Source organism: Alcaligenes parafaecalis (assembly GCF_026344135.1).
In the GTDB taxonomy this organism is placed as follows: domain Bacteria; phylum Pseudomonadota; class Gammaproteobacteria; order Burkholderiales; family Burkholderiaceae_B; genus Alcaligenes; species Alcaligenes parafaecalis.
The window spans coordinates 564,758-589,908 of record NZ_JAPKNA010000001.1 but is presented as its reverse complement, the minus strand read 5'-3'; the positions used below and the strand labels follow the sequence as shown (position 1 = coordinate 589,908).

The 25,151-nt window shown below is 52.6% G+C and carries 29 protein-coding genes; 9 read left to right on the top strand and 20 right to left on the bottom strand.

What is annotated here, in order from left to right; genetic code table 11:
• Positions 1 to 77 precede the first annotated feature (77 nt).
• From OSH09_RS02745 to OSH09_RS02730, 4 genes are all read left to right on the top strand, one after another.
• Positions 78 to 407 carry a DHCW motif cupin fold protein gene (locus tag OSH09_RS02745; RefSeq protein WP_207874513.1) on the top strand — a complete coding sequence of 110 codons (330 nt, stop codon included), beginning with the start codon at positions 78 to 80 and terminating at the stop codon, positions 405 to 407.
• 392 nt (positions 408 to 799) lie between these two features.
• The gene (locus tag OSH09_RS02740; protein WP_266120072.1) at positions 800 to 2,137 is read left to right on the top strand and encodes a uracil-xanthine permease family protein; all 1,338 of its coding nucleotides are present in this window, start codon (positions 800 to 802) and stop codon (positions 2,135 to 2,137) included.
• An 11-nt stretch (positions 2,138 to 2,148) separates the two neighbouring features.
• Positions 2,149 to 3,567, top strand: a complete 1,419-nt coding sequence (locus OSH09_RS02735; protein ID WP_266120071.1) for an amidohydrolase family protein — start codon at positions 2,149 to 2,151, stop codon at positions 3,565 to 3,567.
• The gene (locus tag OSH09_RS02730; protein ID WP_266120070.1) at positions 3,564 to 4,268 is read left to right on the top strand and encodes a sulfite exporter TauE/SafE family protein; all 705 of its coding nucleotides are present in this window, start codon (positions 3,564 to 3,566) and stop codon (positions 4,266 to 4,268) included. Before OSH09_RS02735 ends, OSH09_RS02730 begins: the two co-directional genes overlap by 4 nt.
• On the opposite strand, the gene OSH09_RS02725 is transcribed toward OSH09_RS02730, so the two are convergent.
• The 11 genes from OSH09_RS02725 to OSH09_RS02675 all read right to left on the bottom strand — a co-directional run bounded on the left by OSH09_RS02725 (position 4,265) and on the right by OSH09_RS02675 (position 12,769).
• Positions 4,265 to 5,302 carry a LacI family DNA-binding transcriptional regulator gene (locus tag OSH09_RS02725; RefSeq protein ID WP_207874495.1) on the bottom strand — a complete coding sequence of 346 codons (1,038 nt, stop codon included), beginning with the start codon at positions 5,300 to 5,302 and terminating at the stop codon, positions 4,265 to 4,267. The genes OSH09_RS02730 and OSH09_RS02725 overlap by 4 nt on opposite strands.
• Positions 5,303 to 5,391: 89 nt before the next feature.
• On the bottom strand, positions 5,392 to 5,700 hold the full coding sequence (locus tag OSH09_RS02720) for a hypothetical protein (protein ID WP_266120069.1): 309 nt from the start codon (positions 5,698 to 5,700) through the stop codon (positions 5,392 to 5,394).
• A 102-nt stretch (positions 5,701 to 5,802) separates the two neighbouring features.
• On the bottom strand, positions 5,803 to 6,261 hold the full coding sequence (locus OSH09_RS02715) for a PEGA domain-containing protein (protein WP_266120068.1): 459 nt from the start codon (positions 6,259 to 6,261) through the stop codon (positions 5,803 to 5,805).
• A 601-nt stretch (positions 6,262 to 6,862) separates the two neighbouring features.
• Positions 6,863 to 7,483: a LysE family translocator gene (locus OSH09_RS02710; RefSeq protein WP_266120067.1), complete on the bottom strand. Its 621-nt coding sequence runs from the start codon at positions 7,481 to 7,483 to the stop codon at positions 6,863 to 6,865.
• Between the two features lie 196 nt (positions 7,484 to 7,679).
• Positions 7,680 to 7,958 (bottom strand): hypothetical protein, encoded by a 279-nt coding sequence (locus OSH09_RS02705; protein ID WP_266120066.1) that lies wholly within the window; start codon positions 7,956 to 7,958, stop codon positions 7,680 to 7,682.
• A gap of 205 nt (positions 7,959 to 8,163) precedes the next feature.
• On the bottom strand, positions 8,164 to 9,225 hold the full coding sequence (locus OSH09_RS02700; RefSeq protein ID WP_266120065.1) for an NADH:ubiquinone reductase (Na(+)-transporting) subunit F: 1,062 nt from the start codon (positions 9,223 to 9,225) through the stop codon (positions 8,164 to 8,166).
• 15 nt (positions 9,226 to 9,240) lie between these two features.
• The gene (locus OSH09_RS02695; protein ID WP_266120064.1) at positions 9,241 to 9,603 is read right to left on the bottom strand and encodes a phenol hydroxylase subunit P4; all 363 of its coding nucleotides are present in this window, start codon (positions 9,601 to 9,603) and stop codon (positions 9,241 to 9,243) included.
• A gap of 66 nt (positions 9,604 to 9,669) precedes the next feature.
• A complete protein-coding gene (locus OSH09_RS02690; protein WP_243430262.1) occupies positions 9,670 to 11,175 on the bottom strand; it encodes an aromatic/alkene/methane monooxygenase hydroxylase/oxygenase subunit alpha in 1,506 nt (501 codons plus the stop codon).
• Between the two features lie 18 nt (positions 11,176 to 11,193).
• Complete coding sequence (locus OSH09_RS02685) at positions 11,194 to 11,466, bottom strand: MmoB/DmpM family protein (RefSeq protein WP_153230052.1); 273 nt, start codon at positions 11,464 to 11,466, stop codon at positions 11,194 to 11,196.
• A complete protein-coding gene (locus OSH09_RS02680; protein ID WP_266120063.1) occupies positions 11,466 to 12,473 on the bottom strand; it encodes an aromatic/alkene monooxygenase hydroxylase subunit beta in 1,008 nt (335 codons plus the stop codon). Before OSH09_RS02680 ends, OSH09_RS02685 begins: the two co-directional genes overlap by 1 nt.
• A gap of 23 nt (positions 12,474 to 12,496) precedes the next feature.
• On the bottom strand, positions 12,497 to 12,769 hold the full coding sequence (locus tag OSH09_RS02675) for a phenol hydroxylase subunit (protein WP_207874461.1): 273 nt from the start codon (positions 12,767 to 12,769) through the stop codon (positions 12,497 to 12,499).
• 352 nt (positions 12,770 to 13,121) lie between these two features.
• On the opposite strand from OSH09_RS02675, the gene OSH09_RS02670 reads away from it, so the two are divergent.
• A complete protein-coding gene (locus tag OSH09_RS02670) occupies positions 13,122 to 14,825 on the top strand; it encodes a sigma-54-dependent Fis family transcriptional regulator (RefSeq protein ID WP_207874458.1) in 1,704 nt (567 codons plus the stop codon).
• Between the two features lie 34 nt (positions 14,826 to 14,859).
• Here OSH09_RS02670 and OSH09_RS02665 read toward each other — a convergent pair whose 3' ends face one another.
• Positions 14,860 to 15,195: a hypothetical protein gene (locus tag OSH09_RS02665; protein ID WP_207874455.1), complete on the bottom strand. Its 336-nt coding sequence runs from the start codon at positions 15,193 to 15,195 to the stop codon at positions 14,860 to 14,862.
• Between the two features lie 398 nt (positions 15,196 to 15,593).
• Between OSH09_RS02665 and OSH09_RS02660 the strand changes: the two genes are divergently transcribed.
• Positions 15,594 to 15,947 carry a DUF6693 family protein gene (locus tag OSH09_RS02660; protein ID WP_207874452.1) on the top strand — a complete coding sequence of 118 codons (354 nt, stop codon included), beginning with the start codon at positions 15,594 to 15,596 and terminating at the stop codon, positions 15,945 to 15,947.
• Positions 15,948 to 16,339: 392 nt separating this feature from the next.
• Positions 16,340 to 16,612, top strand: a complete 273-nt coding sequence (locus tag OSH09_RS02655) for a hypothetical protein (RefSeq protein ID WP_207874449.1) — start codon at positions 16,340 to 16,342, stop codon at positions 16,610 to 16,612.
• A gap of 191 nt (positions 16,613 to 16,803) precedes the next feature.
• Here the strand turns inward: OSH09_RS02655 and OSH09_RS02650 are convergent, their stop codons facing one another.
• From OSH09_RS02650 to OSH09_RS02620, 7 genes are all read right to left on the bottom strand, one after another.
• The gene (locus OSH09_RS02650) at positions 16,804 to 17,538 is read right to left on the bottom strand and encodes an amino acid ABC transporter ATP-binding protein (RefSeq protein WP_207874446.1); all 735 of its coding nucleotides are present in this window, start codon (positions 17,536 to 17,538) and stop codon (positions 16,804 to 16,806) included.
• Positions 17,535 to 18,233: an amino acid ABC transporter permease gene (locus OSH09_RS02645; protein ID WP_266120062.1), complete on the bottom strand. Its 699-nt coding sequence runs from the start codon at positions 18,231 to 18,233 to the stop codon at positions 17,535 to 17,537. Before OSH09_RS02645 ends, OSH09_RS02650 begins: the two co-directional genes overlap by 4 nt.
• A complete protein-coding gene (locus tag OSH09_RS02640; RefSeq protein ID WP_207874440.1) occupies positions 18,233 to 18,967 on the bottom strand; it encodes an amino acid ABC transporter permease in 735 nt (244 codons plus the stop codon). The genes OSH09_RS02645 and OSH09_RS02640 overlap by 1 nt, the downstream gene beginning before the upstream one ends.
• Before the next feature lie 103 nt (positions 18,968 to 19,070).
• On the bottom strand, positions 19,071 to 19,880 hold the full coding sequence (locus tag OSH09_RS02635) for an ABC transporter substrate-binding protein (RefSeq protein ID WP_026482714.1): 810 nt from the start codon (positions 19,878 to 19,880) through the stop codon (positions 19,071 to 19,073).
• Between the two features lie 170 nt (positions 19,881 to 20,050).
• Positions 20,051 to 20,590 carry a lipocalin family protein gene (locus tag OSH09_RS02630; RefSeq protein WP_207874437.1) on the bottom strand — a complete coding sequence of 180 codons (540 nt, stop codon included), beginning with the start codon at positions 20,588 to 20,590 and terminating at the stop codon, positions 20,051 to 20,053.
• Between the two features lie 122 nt (positions 20,591 to 20,712).
• Positions 20,713 to 21,132, bottom strand: a complete 420-nt coding sequence (locus OSH09_RS02625) for a GFA family protein (RefSeq protein ID WP_266120061.1) — start codon at positions 21,130 to 21,132, stop codon at positions 20,713 to 20,715.
• 174 nt (positions 21,133 to 21,306) lie between these two features.
• On the bottom strand, positions 21,307 to 21,792 hold the full coding sequence (locus OSH09_RS02620) for a hypothetical protein (RefSeq protein ID WP_207874431.1): 486 nt from the start codon (positions 21,790 to 21,792) through the stop codon (positions 21,307 to 21,309).
• Positions 21,793 to 22,075: 283 nt separating this feature from the next.
• On the opposite strand from OSH09_RS02620, the gene OSH09_RS02615 reads away from it, so the two are divergent.
• Entirely contained in the window at positions 22,076 to 22,480 is a 405-nt protein-coding gene (locus OSH09_RS02615) for a RidA family protein (RefSeq protein ID WP_266120060.1), read from the top strand.
• 1,612 nt (positions 22,481 to 24,092) lie between these two features.
• Here OSH09_RS02615 and OSH09_RS02610 read toward each other — a convergent pair.
• Positions 24,093 to 24,266 carry a YegP family protein gene (locus OSH09_RS02610; protein WP_207874429.1) on the bottom strand — a complete coding sequence of 58 codons (174 nt, stop codon included), beginning with the start codon at positions 24,264 to 24,266 and terminating at the stop codon, positions 24,093 to 24,095.
• A gap of 380 nt (positions 24,267 to 24,646) precedes the next feature.
• Here OSH09_RS02610 and OSH09_RS02605 point away from each other — a divergent pair, with 380 nt between their 5' ends.
• Positions 24,647 to 25,150 (top strand): hypothetical protein, encoded by a 504-nt coding sequence (locus OSH09_RS02605; protein ID WP_266120059.1) that lies wholly within the window; start codon positions 24,647 to 24,649, stop codon positions 25,148 to 25,150.
• Position 25,151: the final 1 nt, after the last annotated feature.

The window sequence follows — 25,151 nt, the reverse complement described above, 5'->3', positions numbered from 1 at the left end:
GAAAATAGCCAGACCAGCAGGCCAAAACCCGAGAACAGGCCTACTATGCTCACAATCCCTTCTCACGAGCCGCAAGCATGGATATCAAGAACTTACCCTTTTGCACCGTCAACTGGTCCGACATCACCCCCACCGAACACAAAGGCGAGACAGGCATGGCCCTGTGGCGCACCCAGCAGTTTGGCCCTATCCGCGTACGCATGGTGGAATACAGCCCCGGTTATCTGGCCGATCATTGGTGCGTAAAAGGCCATATGCTGCTGTGCCTGGAAGGCAAGCTGGACACAGAACTGGAAGACGGACGCCGCTTCACTCTGGAGCCCGGACAGTCTTACCACGTGGCCGATAATGCCGAGCCGCACCGTTCCTCTACCCAAACAGGCGCCACGCTGTACATCGTGGATTAAAGCCTGTTACTTAAAAAAGCGCTTCAGGCAGTCAAGGCTGACTGCCTGAATGGCGGAACTGGCCACGCTGTCTCCTGCCCCCAGCCTCCTACCTCCTGCTCCTGCTCCTGCTCCTGCTCCTGCTCCTGCTCCTGCTCCTGTCCCTGTCCCTGTCCCTGTCCCTGTCCCTGTCCCTGTCCCTGTCCCTGTCTTCAACAGGCTATTTCAGCCTAAAGCAATAATCCTTATTTGTTTTCCACATCGACTTTTTAGAAAAGCATTAATACACTACCAAAACGATTTGGTTAGACTTAAAATTGCCAACCAAATCGTTTTACTCATAAATTCGATAAAAACCTAAAGGACTGCGGCAGGCTCCTTGAGACCCTGACAACGCAGCACAGGAGACACTGATGAAAAACACCTCCACGGCGCAAGTGGATGAGCTGTATTCCCCCCAGCGCATGATTGCCTTCGGGCTGCAACACGTACTGGTCATGGCCGCCTCGCCCATCGCCGCTGTTTTTTTGATGAGCAAGGCCCTGGGTTTTGATGCCGCTCTGACCACCCAATTGCTTAGCGCCACCTTTCTGGTCTGTGGCATAGGCACCTTGATCCAATCCTTCGGCCCGGCTGGCATAGGTGCAAAACTGCCTTTTGTGATGTTGCCTGGCGGCGCACCCATTATCTTGTTCATTCTGATCGCGCAACAAACCGATCTGCCTACGGCCTCCGGCGCCGTCATTCTGTCTGCCTTGCTCTACTTTCTGATCGTCCCTATCTTCAAACGCTTTCTGCGTTACTTCCCCGCGCTGGTCATTGGCATCATGCTCTTGCTGGTAGCGATCAACCTGGCACAGATCTCCGGCAAGCTGATCGCTGGTACACCCGGTAGCGCCAATTTTGGCAATACCGACAATCTGCTGCTGGCCTTGATCACCATTGCCTCCACCGTACTCTTTGCGCGTCTGCTGAAAGGAATGTGCCGCCAACTGGCCATCTTGCTGGGTTTGATTGTGGGTGCCCTGTCCGCCGCCTTGATGGGCGCTATCAGTCTGAGTGGCGTAGGCAGCGGACCTCTGTTGGCTCTGCCCTCCCCCTTCCCTTTCGGCCCACCCAACTTTGATCTGATTGCTGCTTTGCCGCTGCTGCTGTTCACCTTAATTTCCATGGTGGAGGCCACCGGCCAGACCATTGCCTTGAATGAAGTCCTGGGCAAGGAAGACGAGGCCGAGCAACAAGCCCAAGTACCCAACACGATTCGCGGTGATGGGCTGGCCTCTTTGCTGGGCGGCATTTTCGGGACCTCGCTCATCATTACCAGCGGCGAGAACATCGGCATCATCCGCGCCACTCAAGTACGTTCGCGCTATGTCACCGCCGTCGGCGGGCTCTTTCTGATTCTCTTTGGCGTGTTCTCGCCCCTGTCCGCCCTGATTAGCGTGATCCCGGCCTCCGTCATTGGCGCAACCGGCCTGGTGGTCTTTGCCATTGTGGGCACGATGGGCATAGACATGTTGCGCAAAGTTGATCTGCGCGGTCACTCCGCCATGTACGTCGTCGCCACGGCCCTGGCCATCGGTTTGCTGCCCATTGTTGTCCCCGGCATTTACGACCAACTCCCCGCCCAACTGCGTTTGCTGCTGTCCAACGGCGTCGCTATGGGTGCCCTGACGGCTGCTGTGCTGAACTACCTGTTCATTCACGTGGGTCAGCGCTCGGCCAAAGCCGTCCCCCTTCAACATTCTTAATGAGCTGTGTCATGAATCACGCTGCTTTATTCCAATCCCAAGACCTGGCCCACGCCCGCATTCTGGAGCCTGAACATCTTTTACTGCCACAAGGACCTGTAGGCGGACACGCTGTCGTCATTGAAGAAGGTCGCTTTAGTGATATTGGCACGGTTCAGGACATCGCGACCCGTCACCCTGAACTGCCTCGGCTCAGCCTGCCCGGCCATTTATTGATGCCCGGCTTTATCGATGCACACCACCACGTCACCCAGTCTTATGGAAAATCGCTGGTTTACGGCGAGCCCTCGGAGATTTTCCGCCGCGTATGGGTGCCCCTGGAAAGTACCTTGAACGCGCGCCATCTGTATGCCTCCAGCAAGCTGTCGGCACTGGAAGCCTTGCGCGGCGGTTTCACCACTGTCTGCGATGCCGGTACGCGCTCCTCGGAAGACCTGGATGCCATTGTGCAAGCCACTACGGACGTGGGAATACGCTGCGTATTGGGCCTGATCTGCAACGACAAGCACGGCGCGGTACTATTTGACGCCGAGCCGATTCTGGCTCGCGCCCAAGCCCACTTACAGCAATGGGAGCACCACGATTTGATCAGCCCCTCACTGGCCATTTCCATTCCCGAGGCCGCCAGTGACGCCATGTTGCATCGCGTCTATGCCATGAGTGAAGAAGCCGGTCGTGTTTTCCAGACGCATGCCAACGAGCATCTGGTCGCGGTTGAGCGTTCCTTGAATGCCCACGGCCGCCGTCCCATCGAGCATCTGGCTCACATCGGGGCGCTGGGCTCAGCCTCTTTGCTGGCCCATGCCACCTTGGTAACCCCCAGCGAGATCCGTCTGCTGGCAGACCTGAATGCTGCTGTTTCCTACAACCCCGTTGCCAGCGCCTGGAAAGGCAATGCGGTTGCCCCAGCAGAAGCCATGCGAGTTCAGGGGATACGGCTGGGCATGGGAACAGACGGCACACGCAGCGACGCCTTTCGCATGATGGATTATGGCGAGGCCGCACAACGCTTTGCCTTTGGCATGATGGTGGGCGATTCTTCCTGCGGCGCTGGCTGGACCTGGCTGGATATGGCCACCCGAGGCGGTGCCGATGTCATTGGCCTGGGGACTCAAACCGGACAGATTCGTGTGGGTGCTCAAGCCGACTTTCTAGTGGTGGACCTGCAGGTGCCTGAAATGACGCCTTCCTGGGATCTGCCCTGGGAGCTGGTACGGATTGCCGCCCGCGACCAGATCAGCGCCGTCGTCGTCCAAGGCAAGCTGCGTCTGTGGGAAGGGCAGCCTGTGGATTGGGACCCCTTGCCCTTGCTGGAAGAAGTCCGTGAACTGGCTCGCCACGCGGTCGCCCAATCGGATATTCGCAAACTCCATGCCCCATCCACCGAGCATCTGGCCCGTCACGCAGAGCAGGAAAAGGCCCTGGCATGACAGCAGGTTTGTTAATTGCTTTCGCGGCTGTCCTGGCTGGCGCCTTTATCCAAGGGGCCAGCGGCATGGGTTTTGCCCTGATCGTGGTCCCGGTCCTGGCATTGGTTCACCCCGAAGCCATTCCTGGAGCACTCCTGTTCCTGATGTTGCCCTTGAACGCCTATGTCGCCTGGCGGGAACGCGGGGCAATTGACCGCAGTGGAGCAGGCTGGATTACCGTTGGACGTTTTGCAGGCACCTTTGCCGGGCTGGGCATTTTGTTGGTCCTATCCACTTATTGGTTAAACCAATTCGTGGGTATCAGCACCTTGTTGGCTGTACTGGCCTCGGTCCTGGCCCCCAGTTTTACGCCTGGCAAAAAAGCCTTTATTGCCACGGGCCTGGTCACCGGAATTACGGAAACAGCGACCGGTATTGGCGGCCCACCCTTGGCTCTGGTGTATCAGCATGCCCCCGTCGCCACCTTGCGCTCGACAGTCGCCTTGTGCTTTCTGGTGGGGGAAGTGATCTCGCTAATCGTGCTGGGTTTATCAGGCGCCTTGGCCTGGTCACACCTGAGCTACGCCGTCTTGTGCCTGCCTGCACTATTGCTTGGTATGGGCTTGAGTAGCCTGGTTCATCACAGGCTGGATCAACGCCGCCTGCGTATCGGAGTTCTGGTCTTTGCGACCGTCTCCGGTCTGGCCGTCATGCTGACTTAATCATCCAACTGGGTAGACGCGCGGGCCCGAAGCTCCGGCTTCGGGCCCAATGCCGACATGCGGCTCTTGTCGCCCGACAAATGTTCAAACAAGAGCTCGACCGCCAAGGTAGCCACTTGCTCCAGATGCAGATCCACTGCAGTCAAGGCGGGTTCTGCAGTTCGAGCACGCAAACCGTCGTAACGGGTTGCGATCATCACATCTTGCGGAACTCGCAAACCGGCTTGCTGTACAGCCTCCAGAGCACCAACCGCAAAGGCATCCACAGGCACACATAAGGCATCCGTATCCGGATACTGAGCCAGCAACTTCGCACATGCTTTGTGGCCCCCGACTTCTCCCAGGCTTTCCTCTACCTGCATATAGCGCAAAGGCATGGCATGCGCCGTCGCAAAGTTCTCATAGGCTTTCTTGTGACTGGCATAGGAATCCCGCGCCGCGCTGCTTTGCACCAGCGCAATACGTCGCCGCCCTTGTTCCCACAGATGGTTCAACAGCAAATGCGCCGTTGCTGTGGATTGCAGATCAATAAAAGGAATGCTTTCTGCACCGCCCCCTTGACGCCCAATCGACACCAGGGCCACGCCCCGCTCTTGCAACAAGCGCACATTCGGGTCATCCGTCATGGGTTCAAGCAGAATCGCTCCATCAATATCCAGGCCTTCCAGAAAGGCCTGTGCATTCTCCAGAGGAGGAACAAAGACCAGGGCCAGACCACGCCGCATGGCGGCTTCTGCTGCAATCCCCGCCACTTCCATCATGAAGCCCAGACGCGAAACCCCACCCGACACGGCAAAAGGCATGGAAGAAACCAGCGCAATACTATTGGCCGAGCCAGAGCGCAAACGCTGCGCCCGAACATTGGGCCGATAGCCCATATCCGCAGCAATCTGCTTCACCTTGGCCCGCGTCAAGGGGTCCACGACTCCCCTATCATTCAAAGCGTGTGAAACCGTCGTCAAAGACACCCCTGCCGCCTTGGCGACATCGCGGATGGTGATACGGCGAGAGGGGGTAGTAGAGGAACGTGGCAAGGCTGGATCAATCAGAAAAGGGAAAGAGAAGAAAATAGCATAGCCCTGAGGGCTTGTTTACGCGGAACAAGGCGGTGAACCCGCCAACATCAGCCAAAAATCCACTGCCCCACCAGCACGATGCCGCGCAAAACCAGTGCGGCAGCGAATATCCAGGCATGTCCCAACACAAACCCGAACGTCGCCCAGCCCCCGGCTCCATCCACGTCCTTCGCGGAAACTTCCATCATCAAAGCCATGAGCAGCAACACAACTTCCAGGCCAATTGCCACCTTCACAACCCAGGCCCATGGAAAGGACAAGAGGTAGACAAAGCCTACAAATAAAGCGCCCAGAAGCAACATCCAAAAAGCGACACCTACAAGGCCGCCCAGATCTACCCGCTTTGAATTACTCATTAAGGAACCTGCCTACCTTTAAAAATAAGAAATCTTGGCCAAGATGCTTGGTCAATCTTGATCAGGCGCCATAGTACAAGTTAATACCTGCCCAAGGGGGCACTAACATTTTGACTTCCCCTCCAGCAGGCAATTGGTTTTACGCTGCTCTCGGAGTTGGGCTTGCATCAATCTGCGGTTTTCTTCTTGCTGTTCTCGCATCTGACGCAAAGTCTGCACGCGCAAGCCGTAATCTGCATCCTGTGCATAGCCGTCACCCAGAGGCCGTTTGGCCATTTGATAGCCGAAAACCGGGATCGGGGGCAGAGGCACCCGATTGGTATACGAGACTCGGTATTCACTGAGCCACTGCGCATAACAAGGATCTGTATAAAGAATGCCCAGGCGTTTATCGACATCCCTAAGCTTATAGTTAATGGTCAGCGGAGTCTCGCCGTAGACACTGCCATTGCAAACGACAGTGGCTCCTTCGGGGTCGCTATGATAAGTAACGGCAATACTGGAGCAAGCGCCAAGAAGCAGGGGAAAACACAAAACAAACAAGACCTTGATACCATTCATTCTTTTTCTGCTCCGTATTTTCCCGAGCCACCCAATGCATTAAAACGCAATAAAACCTAATTTAAGGTAGCCCTGTGAAACTTTCCATCCTTGGGCTGTTCAGAATTTGAATCTTATCAATAAACGACCAGCTCAGCCTCAAGGCATACCGATATAAAAAACAGAACAATCAGGCACCAATGAAAAAGCCGCCCATAGGGCGGCCAAGCTGGTTAATGGTCTCCGTCTTTCTTGGAAATTTATATTGAATCGTGCTTGCTCGGAAAATCACTGGGCCAGTTCATGGGCATGTCATTCATATCCAAACCTCCTGCTGTTTATTTAATCAAGAAAGCCTAGAACGAATTTTTATCCTAACAAAAAAATTACAAACTTCAAGCGTTAAACAGCATATTCAGTGTTTACCCTGTACAAATAGAAACACAAACAAAACAGGTGCTTCACACAACCACATGGGATTTTTCAAGTTCTGTGTATTGAACCTAAAAACGCCAGTAAAAACATGAGGCTTGGCCTTCTCAGGCCTGTGATAGGCATAAAAAAAGCTCTCGCAAAGAGAGCTTTTTGCTGTCTGGCTTGAGCGGCCAGATCAGGTTTCACATCAGGAACGTCGCGCCATGGCCAGGATCACACCAAAGCCTATCATCATGCTGCCGCTGATACGGTTCACCCAGCGCAGACCACGCGCATTTTGCATCACACCTGTCAGCCTGGTCCCCACATAGGCATATGCCGCAATCGCGATCACTTCCAGCAGCAGAAAAATCACTCCTTGTGTCATGAAGCTGGCCCAATAGTTATTCATATCCACAAACTGCGGGAAGAAGGCGGTGAAGATCAGAATGGCCTTAGGATTGCCAATAGCCACGAAGAACTCCTGACGCACCAGGCCCCAGATATCTTTTTTGCTCACCTCAGTCTGCTCTGCTGATGTTTTGCCACTGGCACGCAACACCTTGATGCCCAGCCAAATCAGATACGCCGCCCCCGCAAGCTTGACCACGGTAAAGGCCGTTTCCGAGACCATCAGCAAGGTGCCCATCCCCAAGGCCGCCACCACAATCATGATGGCAAAAGCGACCAGACGCCCCATGGCCGCCACCAGGGCAGTCGACACCCCTTGCTTGGCCCCTACCGTCATGGACAGCAGATTATTGGGTCCGAAGGCCATATTCAGGGCAAAACAGGCGGGCAAGAACAACCAGAAAACATTAGAACTCATGGCAAACCTAAATACCTCTAGGGGCTTCTCGACAGAATGTCGGCCCTACTTTTACGAAACCAACAAGTATACCTGTCAACAAAAACACTGTTTTAACAAGCACTGACTCTTCGGCTATATGGGTGTCCCCAAAACACAACTATCCATAAAGCAAAAAACCCGCCAAGGCGGGTTTATAAAGAATCCAACAAACAGTTTATTGCGCTGTTTTTTGTGTCTCTTTAATCAGAGTCATGGAGCTTTCCATCGTCCTCCGACTAATCTCAGCGGCATCATCCATATAGGTCTGATTACCCCAACGAGTCACTTTGCCCTCTACGAAAGTCACCACCAAGCGGTCTTGCGCAAGGGTTTCGTTATCAATGGGCGTAAAGCCGATGATCGCCGGGTTCCAGAAAATCCAACGCTCCCGCTCCTCATTCACATCTGTGCGACGTGGCTCGCCCATTACGGCTCGCACTTCCGATTTATTCATCCCAATGGCTAAATCTATCGACTTCCGGTTGTAATCAACACGCGCAGCGCATCCAACCATAAAGACAGATAGCATCACCACGGCTAGCCACTTTCCACCTAAATACCGCCCCCACTGTTTTAGCGATATCCAAAATGGAGAGGAGCGGACTCTCAGCGAAACCTTTCAAAGCAAAAAAATTCCGCTGATGAATCAGCTCAAACGCTTAGATACGCTTGAACAAAGCCGAGCGCACCTTGCCGGTAGCACCATCTGCGGCTGTCAGGAACTGCTCCATGTGAATATCGCGCTCAAACAGGCGACTTTGCATCAAGGTGGAAATCGCCGCCTCGATCATGGGTGGTGGACCACACAGGTAAGCCTTATTACCTGAACAACGCTGCTCAAAGAACTGCCCCACAGCTTCGTGCACAAAGCCTACAAAGCCTTCCCAGGCATCATCCTGCAAAGGCGCATTCAAGGCCGGGATGTAGTGGAAGTTGTCATACTGTTCAGCCAGTTGGTAGAAGTGATCAGCGTGATACAGCTCAGCTTTATTGCGTGCGCCCTGGAACAGATAAATAGGACGGGTATCGCCCTGCTCCAGCAAATCCATAATCATGGATTCGGGGCTGGACAGGCCCGAACCACCGGCGATAAAAATTGCGCCTTGCGGGTCGGACTTGCGCACAAAGAACTGACCATAAGGGCCGGACACATCCAGAGACTGCCCCACTTCCAGCTCCTCGTGCAGCCAGGTCGTGCCTGCGCCCCCTTCTACCTTTCGTACGTGCAAATCGATAATGCCGGTCATGGACGGCGGATTCGCAATGGAGAAAGCACGGGTACTGTCAATGGACGGCACATGCAGGTTGATGTACTGCCCGGCCTGGAACGCCATCGGACGATCCAGCTCCAGACGGATGTGCTTGATCGTGGGCGACAAGTCTTCAATCAGGACGACCTTGCCCTGATAATCCTCGACGGGCAGGCCCTGGAAATCCGGGTCCACGTCCACGTCGGCCTCGATGACCATATCGGATTCGGGGCGGCAACAGCAAGCCAGCAGCTTGCCTTCGTCCCGCTCCGAATCCATCAGGGCAAAGCTGGACGCATCGCCTGCGTCTGCATAGCCTTCAAGCACCTGCACCTTGCAGGTGCCACACGTGCCATGTCCACAGGCAAAAGGCAACCAAACCCCTTGTCGCAACGCGGCGTCCAACAAGGTTTGTCCGTCTTCCACCTCTACCACATCACCTGTGGGTTCTACGGTTACCTGATACGTCATTGCTGCCTCCGCCTCTTATACGCCCGTACCCTTGTAGCCATTCAGGCCAGGGGTCTTGAAACGCAACAAGGATTTGTGATCAAAACCCTTGGCACCCAAGGTGGCGTCCGGGTTCAGTTCAACGGCCTCGCCATTCAGATTCCATTGCACCTTGCTCCACTCGATCTGTTCAAAGTCAGGGTGCTGGGCAAAACCGGCGGGCATCAGTTCCTGGATCAGTTGCGAGACGGTCATGTCGGGTTGAACCAGAAAGGCTTTGGCCGAGCAGAACAACAAGTGCTCATCCCAACCGATGTACAACAGCATGCTTTCGCCGTAATGCGACTTCTGATCGCGCGCGTAGCCTTGATAGTCCGGGGTAATTGCAGTAACTGCCATATTGATCTCCAATTTTTATAGGTAGTGGCAGCGCCCACCGGGAGCGCTGCCCTTTTTCTCGTGTGACTAGGCCGTCACTCCTTTCCATTCGTTCCAGCGCGCTTCGTCCACGGAGCCCTTGAAGTCCATATTGTCGACACCCACGTTCAGTTGGTAGTAGTCGCTCAGGATCTTCTCCAGATCGGGGCCACCGCAGCCACCTTGCAGGATCTGGTTCACCGGCAGCCAGGCCTGGATGTACTTTTCAGGCTCGTGCTCGAAAATGTCGCGGCAACCGTCCGAGCAAGTGTGGTAACGCTCGCCCTTGTACTGGCTTTGGCGGTAGGTAATTTCGTCGGGTTTTTCCATGTCGGTAAAGGTCATGGGCACCTGACATACCTGGCACAACTGGGGCAGACCGCTGGAGTAGAAGCGCTTGCCTTCGGCTTCCATCTTCTTGGCCATTTCCCAACGCGGACGGTAGTACTTGTCGAAGGTGTCGGGGTACTTGGCGCTGAGCCAATCCAGTTCCTCGTCGCTGGGGATCCAGGTGTGGAAACCGGCAGCGTGACCGAAGTTGTAGAAGATCCACCAGGCCTGGTGCGAGATGTGCTCTTTCTCTTTCTCGATCACTTCGCTGTACTTGGGCATGCGAATGCCATAACGGGCCAGGTCCTTGAACAGAGCGCCACCGGCCTGCTCGAAATACACCTCCCAGGCCTCTTTCCAGGACATGACCTTGTTGGGCAACATGTAGTCCATCATCATGCCGACCACGGACAGCAGGCGGGTACCGCGCCAGAACCATTTGTCGATCCACTGCTGAACAATAGGCACGTTGTCTTCGTGCTGCTCCAGCAGGAACTTGATCACTTCCAGACCCAGCGTCATGTGGCGCGCTTCGTCAGACTGCGAGCTGAAACCGAAGGTCACGGTGGCCATGTCGCCGTTGTAAGCCGCGCCCGACATGAAGGGCACGAACAGCAAGTTGGTCAGCACGTACTCGAAGGAGAAGCTGATCGCCAGCAGGAACTCGAAGGGACCAGCGGCACGGGCATCTTCAAAGAAGGACTTGGGCACGGACAGATACCAGACGCGGTCGTGCATATGGCTCCAGTCCTGGAAGCCATTGAAAAACTTGTTGTAGTGGCTCATGGCGTGAACCTGCGTCTGCACGTGACGCAGCTCGTCAATCGACTGCATCTGGCACGCAATACGTGCGCCGATGCCGCTGAATTGACGTCCCACATGGGAGTAGCCCTGGTAAGCCTGGTATTCCAGCGGGGTCACCGCGGTCAGGAACACCTTGATCGCGTTCAGGTAACGCGGATCAGAAATATTCATCTGGCCATTGTTCTGCGCGAAGGCATCAAAAATGGCGTACAGCTTCTTTTCTTTCTCAGCCTGGTATTTCCAGTACGCGTCCATTGTCAGACGGAACGGATCTTCCCACTTGGACCAATCGGTAATCTTGATGCCCTCGAACTCCTCGTAGGGGAAGGCTTCTTTGCGATCCTGGTAGCTGAATTCCCAGTCCAGATCACGAGTCAGATAGCGATATTTGTCTTTGATATTTAGTTTTTTCGTGGCCATAGTGCCCCCTTTTCTGATTTAGCTGTTCCAGTGCAACAACAAGCGGTCTTCATCCTCATCCACGTTGCCACCCAAGGTGATCAGATTCAGATGCAGCTCCTGCATGTCCCACTGTTGCCCATACTTTTCTTCTACGGTCTCGCGCTTGACCACCAACTGACCGGCGCACTCGATACGCACCATGGCGGGTTGGTAAATGACCGTAGCGTCCGGGTTGTCTTCTTCAATAGCCTCGACGATGTAGCGCGACATGTCGTTATCTTGCAGACCGATATAAACCTTGGATGTCATCAGGCTTCTCCACCCAGGCTCAAGCCTGCTTTCGTGACGCGTTTAGAAATAGTGTCCTGAACTTGCTGCCAAACCTGACCGGCCTGGTCGGCAAAGGCAGCCTGGATGTAAGGCATGAAGGCGGCTTGCACTTGGGGCATCCACTGATCCAGCCAGGTTTGCAGTTGCTGCTTGTTTTCCTCGCTTTCGGCAACGGCAATCTTGAAGACGCTATCGCTCCAGTTGGACAGGTCTTTATGGCAATCCAGCATGAACTCCAGCAACATATCCAGATCGCGGCCGCCTGCTTTGGCCAGATCCGCCACCAGGCCCTGATACACCACTTGGTGCACCACGGTGTTGATCAGCAAGGACTGCACCATCAGCAGCTCAAACCAGTCTTTCTGAATCAAGGTTTTTTCGCACAAGGCACGCAGACCTTGCCATGCCGCATCCTGCATCCAGGCTTCTTTAGCCTGGCTCAGAGAGTCGGCACTATTGCCATCAATCAGCAGACCAATACGGGAGACGTATTGCGCCATCCCTAGCGAGTCCATCCCGGCATAGAGACAGGCTTGGGTAATGGTGGTGCCATAACCGTAGGCCGAGCCGGACATGAAGTTCAGGTTGGCGGTTTGCTCGATATGACGCAAAGGCAGCAGCAGTCGGGTGACCTTGGCTTTGACGTCCTCGCTCAGGTACTGAGCCAGTTCACGCTTTTCAAAAAAGCCGTAATTGGTTTCTGCCGATTCCTGCATGCGGGCGCGGTTTTGCACGTAAGCGCCGTAGTAGAACTGGCGGGGATCACGGAACACATACCAGTCCTTCATCTGGATGGCGGTATGTGTGGGGTCGTTCAGGGTCTTGTCCGGCATCCACAAGGGGCGGTAGTGGAAGTTGGCGGTTGCCTGGGCGTCGTACGTCGCTTCCTGGTAGCGCGTGGCCGGTTTTTCACCAAAGCGGCGGGCCACGTTGGCGAAGGTTTGCCGCACAGGCTGCAAACTGGCCGTTTTAATTTCTAATGTCATCCTCTTGTTCTCCTGAATAAAGCCTATTGGGCTCCAGCCTGACGGCTGTTACCGACCAAAGTGTCATAACCAAAACGCCATTTCTCTTCGTTCTCGTCATTGATCCGCATTTGCTCATCACTCATGAGCTGGACATTGTTTTGCAGGCAAAAGTGCTCAAAGGCCGCTGGCGGCATCACCAGCTCTACAAACAAATCCGGCTGGCCAATGGCAAAGTCAAATTCCACAAAACGGGCGTTGGCGGGACTGCGTACACGTACGTACTTTGTCAAAGTGGGCAAGCTCGTGTCTGACATCGGTTCTCCTCCTGATCAAGCTGTTGCATGAGTGTCCACAGCCTGTTCATAGCAAACCGCGTGCCAACTTTAGATTTGAAGGATTTAACCCTTTAGGATTAAAGAGATAGAGGGATGAAGGTGTAGACAGAATGCGCTGTTGACCAACCAGAAGAATAGAAAATTGATCATTTGATCAAGTGCTTAGCGCTGTTTTCATCAAATGCTGAGTTAGGGTAAAGCCTTAGAAAAAAACGTTTTATCCGTCCTCTGGACACTATTGTGCTTTCCTGGAGTCACCCGAAAGACAGGCGGCATACTGGTTTTTAAAACACCCAAAACCACAATAAAAAACAACAGGATGGAGACGGCCATGGGGGCTACTGAACTCACACTGCCATTAAGTCAGGATCTGATCGACGCTATTCGCTTTGATGCGCGTGAAGGAAAAATATGGTTTGGCGAGCAGCGCATGCTCTTGCTGCACGCCAGCGGCTTTGGCCAGCTACGCAAGGAACTGATTGCCTCTTTGGGTAGCGAACGCGCCAAATACTTTCTGATGCGCTTTGGCTACCATGCGGGCATGAAGGACGCCGAGGTGTCGCAAAAAGTGCGCCCGGACCTGTCACTGAAAGAGACCTTTCTGGCAGGCCCGCAAATGCACACGATCCGCGGGATGGTCAAAGTGGTGCCCACCGCCCTGACCTTTGATCGCGATGCCGGCCAGTACTACGGTGAATTTGACTGGTTCGATTCCTATGAAGTCAGCAATCACCAGAAAGAGCATGGCCAATCCAGCGAGCCGGTCTGTTGGAGCTTGCTGGGGTATGCCAGTGGCTACACCAGCTTCTATATGGGCAAGAGCATCATCTACAAAGAAACCCAATGCGGCGCCATGGGCCACAGCCACTGCAAGATCGTGGGCAAGCCTGCCGAGGAATGGGAGGATGATGACCCCGAGATCGACCGTTTCATGCTGCCTGACCCGGTCCAGGACGAACTGTTTGCCTTGCGATGTGAGCTGGTGAAGTTGCGCGAACAGGAGTTCAAACACTCCAGCGCCAACTTCACCTTACCCAACTCCATTGGTCAGTCAGCCGCCTACCAGGCCGCCTGTCATCTGCTGGAAAAAGCCGCACAAAGCAAAGTGTCGGTGCTGCTGCTCGGGGAAACCGGTGTAGGGAAAGAAGCCTTCGCACGCGGCCTGCATGCCGCCAGCGACCGGGCTGATCACCCTTTTATTGCGGTGAACTGTGCGTCCATTCCCCCGGAGCTGATTGAATCAGAACTGTTTGGCGTGGAAAAAGGCGCTTATACCGGCGCACACAAATCCCGCCCTGGCCGCTTTGAGCGCGCCCAGTGCGGCACCATCTTTCTGGATGAAATCGTGGAGCTGTCGCCCCGATCCCAGGCCGCCCTGCTCCGGGTCTTGCAGGAACAGGAGCTGGAACGCGTAGGTGATGAGAACATTCGTCACATTGATGTGCGAGTCGTAGCAGCTACCAACGAAGACCTTGCCGAAGCCGTACAAAAAGGAAGTTTCCGTGCTGACCTGTACTACCGCCTGAATGTGTTCCCTATCCACATCCCGCCTCTGCGTGAACGCAAGGAAGACATTCCGCTACTGACCGAGTACTTCCTGAACAAGTACTCCAGCATGTACAAAAAACATGTGATGGGCGTCAGCGACCGCAGCCGCGAATTGCTGATGCAGTACGACTGGCCGGGCAATATCCGTGAGTTCGAGAACATGATCGAACGTGGTGTCATCCTGACCGAGCACAATCACGAGATCGAAACCCATCACCTGTTCCCGCAGCAAAAAAGCGCTTTGCAATATCTGAGCAGCCTGAACACCCAGGGCTATATGGCCAAGGAAACCTGTTTTACGGCAAACCAGACCCAATGCGTGGAGCATTTGCTGGAGACACCCTTCAATCTGGATGATTTGGAAGAGCAAATCATTCAATTGACGCTGAAGAAAACGAACGGGAATATTTCAGAAGCGGCACGCAGGCTAGGACTGACTCGGCCTGCTTTGGCATACAGGCTGAAGAAGGTAGCGATGCCTGCTTAATACTCAATAGCGAGCAAGTAAACCCCTCAAGGGCTTACTTGCTGTTTGCCAACACCTTGCATTGACTAAGGTACCAGTCACCGAAATCGCTGATCGCCTGCAATTGATACTGCCCGGAAGTAAACCGTGGCTGCTGAAATGCAGACTCGACCATAAAGACACGCTCCTCGTCATTGTTTGCCCATTTAAGCAAATCCTCTTTCGAGGCGCCTAATTGCCAAACCCGCATGACCTCTTGCGCATAGGGATAGTCCTGCTGACACTGAGCCAATGCCTGCTCACGAGCCGATGTAACTTGCCCCAATACTGCTGGCGAGGAAAACAGCAACAATGCCGCAGTGGGCAGCGCGATCATCCAGTTCGTTTTCATACTCCCTCCATGGTATTTTTTTTGTAATCATATCCTGAATGCAAGGTATTAACTCGGCACCAAACCCCTGGCAACCTTAGCCTGGCACTCCTGAATAACGTCCTGCAAATCGGGACCCTGACTTCGCTCGCCCTAGGCTAGCTGTCAATGGTCAACACCCAAGCGTGTTGAAAAACAGCCGTTCCTATTTCCTTAAAAGCGCGAACATTTTTGTCAAAAACAAGAAACATTTAGCTCCATTGCAGAAAATTTCACGCTAAATATTCAATAAAAACTCAAAAAAAAAGAAATTTTCCAAAAAAACAAAAATCAATAAAAATTGCCAAAAAAATAAATCCACTTCTATTTCAACAAAGCTTGTATAAAATGCATTTTTTCACCTCTACTTAAGCATAAAAATGAGCACTACATTTCACAACTATCAGTTGAAGTCCGAACTTGGTTTCATGGAAGTTATTGGCCACGTCATTATTTGGGTTTTACTAGCCATCGTCACACTGGGTCTGGCGCTGTTTGTCTTCCCTTACTACATGCAGCGCTTTATTATCAGCAAGACTTACGCCTACGACGAGCAGGGGCAGCGTGTTGGCCGCCTGGTTTGCACCATTGATCTGGCTAGCATCATTGGCAATATCCTCTTGTGGGTACTGATCAGTATCGTCACCCTGGGTATTGGTTACCTGGTTTTCACCTATAAAATCAGTGCCCACTGCATGAGCCACACCAAGATAGTTGGGATAAATAGCCTATAAAGCACACTATTTCCTGAGAAACAGGTCGCCTAAGCGTCAGTCTTTTTTCAGTCAAGTAGTTAGGAAATCTCTTCCATGCCTGGTAATTTTTTATCAGGCATTTTTTATTTCAGCCTTTAGTCAGATTCCTTATTAACGACAACAAAAAACCAAGACAATAATTCTTTATTTCACAATAATCGGCTGTCTTACTGGCTGCATTTCCTGTCATGTCAAAAAACTTCACAACAAGACAATGACATGGAAGCTATCAATGGCCCGTCTGGACATCTTCTGGCACCCTCTTCTCACACGATTTAGCCAAGTTTTCCTCGTTTTGGACCTGCCCTATCACCCCGGCTCTGGCCTGATTTCCTCCAGCAACTACAATGGGGGCTTATCTAAGGAGTCTTATGTTGGAATTTCAGCCCCGTGAACGGGCGTATTTATCTGGTATCCATGCCCTGTCGCAAGACCAGGACAACAATGAAGTGTTTGTAGGCATGACCGCTGCCGAGTCTGTTTGGTACGCGAACTACGTCCAGCAGTCATACAAAGGGGAAGTAACACGAGGCGATGAGGCCGAAGCACGTTACCTGGCCCTGCATGATCAGCACGAGCAAGCCCGCTGTGCTGTACTGGCAGCAGAATCCTTGCTGCAATCGTTCGAAACGAGCACTCAGTAAGAGTGAGTATTGCGACACACGCCAGGCCGGGCCTCTGTTTCTCTTGCCTGCCCTGTCTGACCAAACCTTGCGTAGTCGCCCATAAAAAGCCCGCCGATTTTTCAACAGGCGGGCTTTTTTTTGCGCATGGCTAAATGAACGGGCTGACAAGCTGCTCATCAAGCCCCTCTATCCGACAAGCGTACAGACGATTACAGGCGCAGTTCCTTGGACAAAAATGTTTGGACCCGTTCAGGTCGACCTGCCAGATCACCAAAAAACACTTCAGTGGCCACGTCTTCCAAGATCCTGCCCTGATCCATAAAAATCATCCGGTCTGCCACCTTGCGGGCAAAGCCCATTTCATGGGTTACGCACATCATGGTCATGCCTTCCTCAGCCAAACTAACCATGACATCCAGCACCTCATTGACCATTTCCGGATCCAGCGCCGAGGTCGGTTCATCAAACAACATGCAGACCGGGTCCATGCACAAGGCCCGCGCAATCGCCACACGCTGTTGCTGCCCACCTGACAAACTCGCTGGATAACGGTCTGCCAAGGCTTTCAAACCCACCCGATCCAGGTACAGCAAGGCCCGCTCATCCGCCTCGTCACGATCCCGGCCCAGCACTTTGCGCTGTGCCAGGGTCAAATTGGCCAGGACACTCAAGTGCGGAAACAGCTCGAAATTCTGAAACACCATCCCCACCCGACTGCGCAAATCCGGCAAGCTCGTTGCCGGATCTCCTACGGAAATACCATCCACCCAAATCGTTCCCTGCTGAAAAGGCTCCAGGCCATTAACGGTTTTCAGCAAGGTCGATTTACCTGACCCCGAAGGCCCGCACACCACAAGCACTTCCTGCTTGTCTACCTGGGCCGTGCAGTCCTTCAGCACCTGAAAGGTGCCATACCACTTGGAAACACTCTCGATACGGATCATTTGCCATCCAGTCGCATATGTTTGTCATAACGTCGAGCCACTCGATTCGCCATCAATTCCAGCGTGGCGCAAATCACGTAATAAAGTAGCCCGACAAACAAGAAGATTTCAGTGGGGTGCACCATGACCCGGTTACTGACCTGGGTGGCAACAAAAGACAGTTCAGCCACACCAATCACATAGGCCAGCGAAGTATCCTTGATCAAGGCCACCCACTGATTGATAAAAGAAGGCAGCATCACGGGCAGCGCCTGCGGCAGAATGATGGCCTTCATGATCTGTGCCGTTTTCAAACCCAAAGCCTTACCCGCCTGCCACTGTCCTGCCGGCAAACTGCCGATACCTGCAGCCACCGAATGCGCCAGATAGGCGCCACCGATGAGAGACAAGGCGCAGACAACGGTGAACAACCCTGGCACATCAACCTTGAACAAAATGGGTAGCAAAAAATACACCCAGAAGATCAACATGATGACCGGGATAGCTCGGAAGAAGCCCAGAAACACCAGCAAAGCCGTATGCGTCACACCGCGCGTCAGAACCAGGGCCACCCCAAACACCAGGCCCAAAATAGCCGACAGGCTGGCCGAGAGCACGCTTAACAAGAGTGTCAATGCAGCGCCCCCCAAAGGCCCATGAGGATAGGCGCCTATAAGGAAGTACAGCAAATTATCCTGAATAACATCGAAGTTCATTACAAGCCACCTCGAACCTGTAGCCGATGACGCTGCAACCATTGCCCACCGACCTCAACCAGCATCACCAGCAACACATACAACAAGGTGGCAATACCAAAAGACTGGAAGGTTTTGAAGGTCTCGGTCTCCACCTGACGTGAAGCATAGGACAGCTCCGCCAAACCAATCGCCATAGTCAGAGAGGTGTTTTTGATGACATTCATGTACTGCCCCACCAGCGAGGGAAAGGTATTGCGCAAAGCCTGCGGCATCACCACATAACGCCACACCTGCATGGGACGCATCCCTAAAGAAGCAGCGGCCGCCCATTGCTCTTTACGCACAGCCCGTACGCCAGAGCGGAACTCTTCAGCAATGAATGCGCTGGTGTAGATCGTTAAACCCGTAAACGCGGCCAGCATCTCGAAGCTGGGCCACTGCACATCAAACAGCACCAAGCGCAAGACATGTTGCGTGTTCAACCATTGCACCCACTGCGCAGGCATCAGGGCCGAGGCACCGAAATACCAGAAAAACAGTTGCACCAGCAAAGGGGTATTCCGAAACAGGCTCAAATAAGCGCGTACCGGCCAGGAAAGCCACACAAAGGGTGACAGCCGGGCAATACACACCAGAAAACCTGCTACGGTCGCCACCACAGAAACGACGAACGAGAGCTGGATCGTGACCCAGAACCCTTGCAGCAACCAACCCACATAGTGGGGTGCCAGCCAGAAATCAGAAGACGGCATAGCAAACACCAAAAAGCAGGATCGGCTGACCCCGCTGTTAGCAATACAAACAGGAAAAGGCCAGCCTGTTCACACAAGGCTGGCCTGCGCGCAGCGGGACAACTTACTGCTGCTGACCGATGCGGTACAAGCGCTCCAGCGGGGTCTTAGACTGAGGGCCAAACCAAACGTCATAGATCGCTTGAGCCTTGCCCTGGGATTCCAGTTCCAACAAGGTTTCATCCACGAAGGATTTCAAGGCCGTCTCGCCCTTCGGAATACCAATGCCGATCAAATCCTCGGAAATGCTGAAAGCCGGAATTTCATAGTTTTCTTTGTCCGGCACATTGGCCAGCAAACCGATCAGCTTGGGGCCATCCTGGGTGATGGCCTGCACGTTGCCATTACGCAAAGCGGTAAAAGCAAAAGGGGTGTCGTCATAAGCGACCAGCTTGGCCTGGGGGTACTTTTCACGCAGCACGATCTCGTTAACCGTACCCTTGTCCACGCCAATACGCAGCGAGTTCAACTGCTCGGGGGAGGACAAAACGCCCTTTTTAGCCAGGAACTGCTGACCCGATGCGAAGTACGGAATGCTGAAGTCGACCTGTTTGGCACGCTCTTCTGTAATGGTGAAGTTTGCCAGGACCAGATCCACTTTATTGGAAGTGAGCAAAGGTACACGGTTAGCCGGATTGGTCGGCAACACTTCCAGCTTCACACCCAGCTTGTCCGCCAGTGCCTGAGCAAAATCCACATCCAAACCAGTGATCTGTCGGGATTTCTGATCCACAAAGCCAAACGGTGGATTACTGTCAAAAGACGCAACTTTCAACACACCCGTTTTCTTGATGTCATCCAGACGATCAGCCTGGGCCACTCCAGCCACCAACGCCAGGGTAAGGGTTGCGGCAATGCTTAAAAACGACTTCATGATAAAAACATCCCGATAAAAAAATGGCACGTCCGATACATACCGTTGTGCCATTCGACCACAGCCACTATCTATTCAAAACAATCAAATTTCCCCATGCTTATAACTAGAAGCGCTAAGGAGAACTTCTGGTTTAGGGGGGGATGTGCTTATCAATGAGCGGCTGCGTTCTACTTATTGGTCGGGATCACTTTCTGCACCGAAAAACCTTGGGATGCAGCGTAATCCAGCAAGTCATTGACCGTCGCTGAATCCGCCTGCTTTTCTCTGGACAAAACCCAGAGGTACTTCCGATCCGGCGTCCCAACCAGGGAGTACTGGTAATCCCCTTCTAACTTCATGATCCAGTAATCCCCCCAAACCATAGGGAACCAGGACAGCCACTTCGGGGCAAAACGCACTTCCAGTATTGCAGGATCGGTAGGGTCCACACTGCTCGATAGCCGCCCTTGCCCGACGGCTTCTTTCACTTCACCATCCGCAGCCTGACAGCGATTGGTCACGGTGATGCTCTTGTCCGCTTCCATCACGTAATTGGCTTGCACATCCCCAACACACTCGCGCTGAAAGCTATTGGGCAAACGCGCCTGCTCGTACCAAGTGCCCATGTACTTATTCAGGTCTACGTCTTTTTGAGTCGCCAGATCAGCCTGGGAAGAGGCACAAGCGGCCAGCAGTACCGACAAAGATAAGAAAAGGATTTTTTTCATCAGAGCTCTCCTGGAATATGGGTAACAGTCTTGCGCCTGCAATCGTGCTTTGACGGCCATATCCATACAAGTCGCAGCCAATGGAACACTAACTCTGCCACCGGTACCGGCCGATCAAGGAATCAGGAAAATAGCTTAACCACCTCTTCACCTGTCATCTCGCGTGTTTTGTTGGCGAACTGGTAGTTATCTGGCTTGTCATCAATAAAGACTTGCAGCTCAAACGGCCAGCTTCCGCTGTCCTTGAACAGCCCCGCAGAAATGGCATGAAAGCCGCCCGCCTTGAGTCTATAAAACAAATGCGTGCCGCACACATCACAAAAACTGCGCTCTGCCCATTCGGACGATGCATAGGAGCGTACATGCTCTTCACCCTGGATCACAGGCGCCTTGTGAGACTCCAGCGACAAAAACGGACCTCCTGCCCAGTTGCGGCAGATCCCGCAATGGCAGGCACTGATTGAAGGCTCGTCCTGCTGAAAACTGATTGAAACGGCACCACACAGGCATTTCCCGTGAATCATGGATTTGTCGTTTTCCATACGCACCTCTATAGGTAGATTGTGAGTCATTCTACGGCTGAATCGCCTGATGCTAGAAACTCAATGTAAGCCGCCCACCCAAGCAAGCGCCGCACAAAACCCAGGTCCCAGAAACAACATGGCCCGCTATAAAGCGGGCTTTTCATCTAGTCCGTCATAACGGACTTCCTAGCTTTACTTCTGCTTGATGCTCATGTTTTCCTCAAGGGAAATTCTGCAAGACTTCCCTTTCCCTATCGTACTGATACGGCCTTTGATCGTCACCGTGTCCCCAATATTGAACACATTCAATTGGTCAGTGCGACGGTTGATCAAGGAGGAAAAAACGATAGGCCCGCTGCTCACTCGAACGTCAAACTGCTTGGCGCTGCCCCACACTTTCGAGTTCATGCCGCTCATTGCCTCGGCCAGTGTGTTTTGCTCCATGGCTTCCAGCTTGCCGGTAACTTCTACGGTTTTCCCACTGTATTTGTTCACAGCACGTGCATGGTTAGCATGCATCTCTGAACAAATTTGTGCCGGCGTATCTGCAATCGGACCGGCACCCATTGCTTCGTTAACACTGGCAAAAGCATCATCAATGCCTTTAGTCATGGAGTTCATCGTTTCACACCCAGCCAAGCCCAATGACATGACTGCTATAAATACGATCTTCTTCATTTCCCGCTCCCTTTATTACCGAAAAAATAAGCGGCGAGTATAGCAGAGGGAAATGGCTTATTTAGAACAAAAACCCATAAAGCCAGATGATGGACACTTTAAATAAAACTTAACGAATATTGACGAATTTTCCTTGCTCCCTGCATATAGAGGCCTTGTTCATTGCCCCTCCCTACCCAGGAAAACCAGGTTTAAAGACACAGCCTTGTCTTTCATCAAAAAGCCCCAAGTTAAGGTGATGGCGCGTGAACGCACCGCCTCAACTTTTTATGTATTTATCAAGATGACAAAAAGCGCTATTAACCCATCTACCGTATTCAACTCCTTGCAATACGGCTTTAGCCAAGGCCTGGTCGTTACCGGCAACCGCCGCGTCATGCTGTCAGGCCAAGTGGGGGTCGACACCCAAGAGCAAACCGTCCAGGGCGGAATGCGCGAGCAAACTGAAGCGGCGTTGAACAATATCGAACTGGTTCTAGCTGACGTTGGGGGCACCATTGATCAGGTGATCATGCTGCGTATTTTCATCAGGGACGACGCGAGCTCTCAAGAGGAACAAGAGGATATTGCAGCCGCCTTGCTGAAACGCTTCCCCACCAACCCGCCCCCATCTTCATGGATTCTTGTTAGCGGTCTGGCCAAACCAGAATGGTTAATTGAAATTGAAGCGGAGGCTATGCTGGACTAATAGCGGATATGTGGATGGCCATTTTCTTGGCATCCACACTCTATAAACAATGCAACTGAATAGTTTTATTGGCTCCCTTATCGGGAGTTTTTTTGTTGTTAACAATAAGCCTGGTTAAACCTTCAATTACTTGTTTACATTTATCCGTCTCAACGAGTAGCGCTCGCTTCATCCTATCCATAGAATAAAGAAAACCAACAAGGGTGAGGCCTAAATGATCACATTAGAGACGGGACTTTATCTTCGTGTTCAAGAGCTGACCGATGGGCCCAAGCCCCTCCCGCTGCAAAGCGGCTTCAATATGCAGACAGCCTATCGTGCACTCGGGATGTTCAATCCCTCAGAGACTTCCGATGCCTTCTTTATCTTGGCCAATGACAAAGATGAGATCTGGTTCATCTGTAACCGCCATCTACGTGCAGTGGGCCTGAGCCCAGAACCCAAGGACCTCCGGCGCGCACTCAATTGTGTGCGAGAGGACGCGAGCTAGTTGCCTGTCTGACTGTCTGGCTGTCTGGCTGTCTGGCTGTCTGGCTGTCTGGCTGTCTGGCATGCAGTGAACCGTTTCCCAGGTCGAGCCACAAATAGATGAAAGTCGTTTTCAAAGCTGGTGCGTGCTATCAAAATCAATTTCAAGATACCTTTATTTTGACTTGACAGTTTTAAATGTTACAATACAGATCTGTACTTTTTCAATTTTAGATCCCACACTGATCTACTGAGTACATAATCTCAAAATTAGCAATTTCGCTAACTTATAAATTTAATACGCTTTAATTTTTTCTATCCGGGGTGTTTGGCTGCTTATGCATGCTAGCCCCTAGGTTGATTAATGACAAAAAGCACTGAAGGTTTTAATTATTTACAAAAAACTGAATCAGGCTCGCCATAGCCCATTACATACATCGCCGTTAGTCGAATCACAATATTCGGACACAGAAAGCTCGCAAGGCCTTGCCAAGCGATTAGTGGAAACCCGCCAAAATCTGATACGGCAGTTAAAAGATCGTTTTCCAGGCCTTCCGTTCTAATACGTTGAAGCCCTCCTTGCAAAAAAGCCGCTAAAGCGGCTTTTTTGTTGCTTGATCAAACGCTCGAAACAGACTTGGCGCTCTACACCCTGCTATCGACCCCGGGCCGATCCTCGTCCAACCGGCCGGCGACCTTGCAAAGATTTTGAATTCTTGAAACCTGCATTCGCGTTCTGTCCGGGCCAGCGCGACTGCACCTGCTTCAAAGCAGGCTTTACCGGCTCAGGATTAACTGTGCCCTGTTCCTTATCTTTCTTATCCATATCCACCTCATCTTCAACCATGAGCTACGCGAACCTGCGACGCCCAACGCCACAGCATAGGCCACATAGCAAGATAAAGCCCTCTTTATCGGTTTTTAATGGTGATATGGTGCGGATATAAATGAAATAAGCGCCTTATAGCTGGAAGATGCATCACATAGGTAGACGTGAATGAGCATAAGCAGGGTCACAAAATCCACGCAATTGGCCTGCCTTCACACTTGACCATGCGGCAGCAGAACCTGCATGAACCTGGCAAACAAGAACTAAGCCCAGCCCACCTATGTGATGACGAGAGCCAGTTAAAGCCTCATCTACTTACTCCTCAACGACTGGAGCGTCGGCCATCCCCTTTTTTACAGACTCAATACTGTGTTGTGCGCTCTGCTTGCTTGAGTACCCTTCCGAGCTGACGCAAATGATATTGCCATTCGCGGCCTTGAATCGCCACCGCCATTCACCACCTTTGTCCTTGTAAAGCACAAATTTCATGATGATCCTCGTTTGGTAAGAGCGCACGTCGCGCTGCTCTCATCCTAGGACTGGCTATGGTTGGCGGGTATTGGGGTTTACGTGACGAAAATTAGTGATCAGTTACCATGATGATCACTCATCAAGCTGACTAGCCTAGCCCAATTTAAGAAAGCGCATCAGTTGTAGTGCTCAAGAGGTGATTTAGAGAAGGCCATCAACCTCGCGGCAAAAAATAAAAGCTCGAAATAGGCTAGGAGGAAACCTCATGCCCTACATAAGCAAGGCCAATTTTTTGTCAATAAAAACCGCTCCAATGTGACTTAGCAGCACAAGCCAAGCAAATTAGTAATATGAAATATCAAGCCACGAACACTTTCCAACCTATTGCAGACTGAGCCATGACAATTGAACAGCTTCAAGCAGTGGCCTACCTGCTAGGTATAGAGCAACAAACAAGCCAGGCAGCCGAAGACGTTCTGATTAATCGTATGACTGTCGATGAAGCAGCGCATGAATACCACGTATCCGCATCAAGTCTGGAATCTGCAATTTCACGGATTATCGAAGCTGAACAGCGGGTACGGGCAGCATTTATTTGCCACGGCCCAGCGTGCTGGGAAGTTGTCGTTGGTCATAACGATACGCATCGAGCACCAGGCATGATTGTTATAAATATTGGGGATGAAGTTCGGCTTTTGTGCGCCCGAGTAGGCGTACTGGTGCGCATCCGGGTGACGGCACTACCTGAGAAAACCAACGGGTATTACAGAGGAGTCGTTTTAGAACTAGAGGAAACCAGCGCTCGCTACAAAAAAGGCGACGGCGTCATGTTCAGCGACGATCAGGCAGTGCTGCCCAAAGGGGTGCGCCGCCCCCGACGACCAATTCCCTTGGCTACTTAAC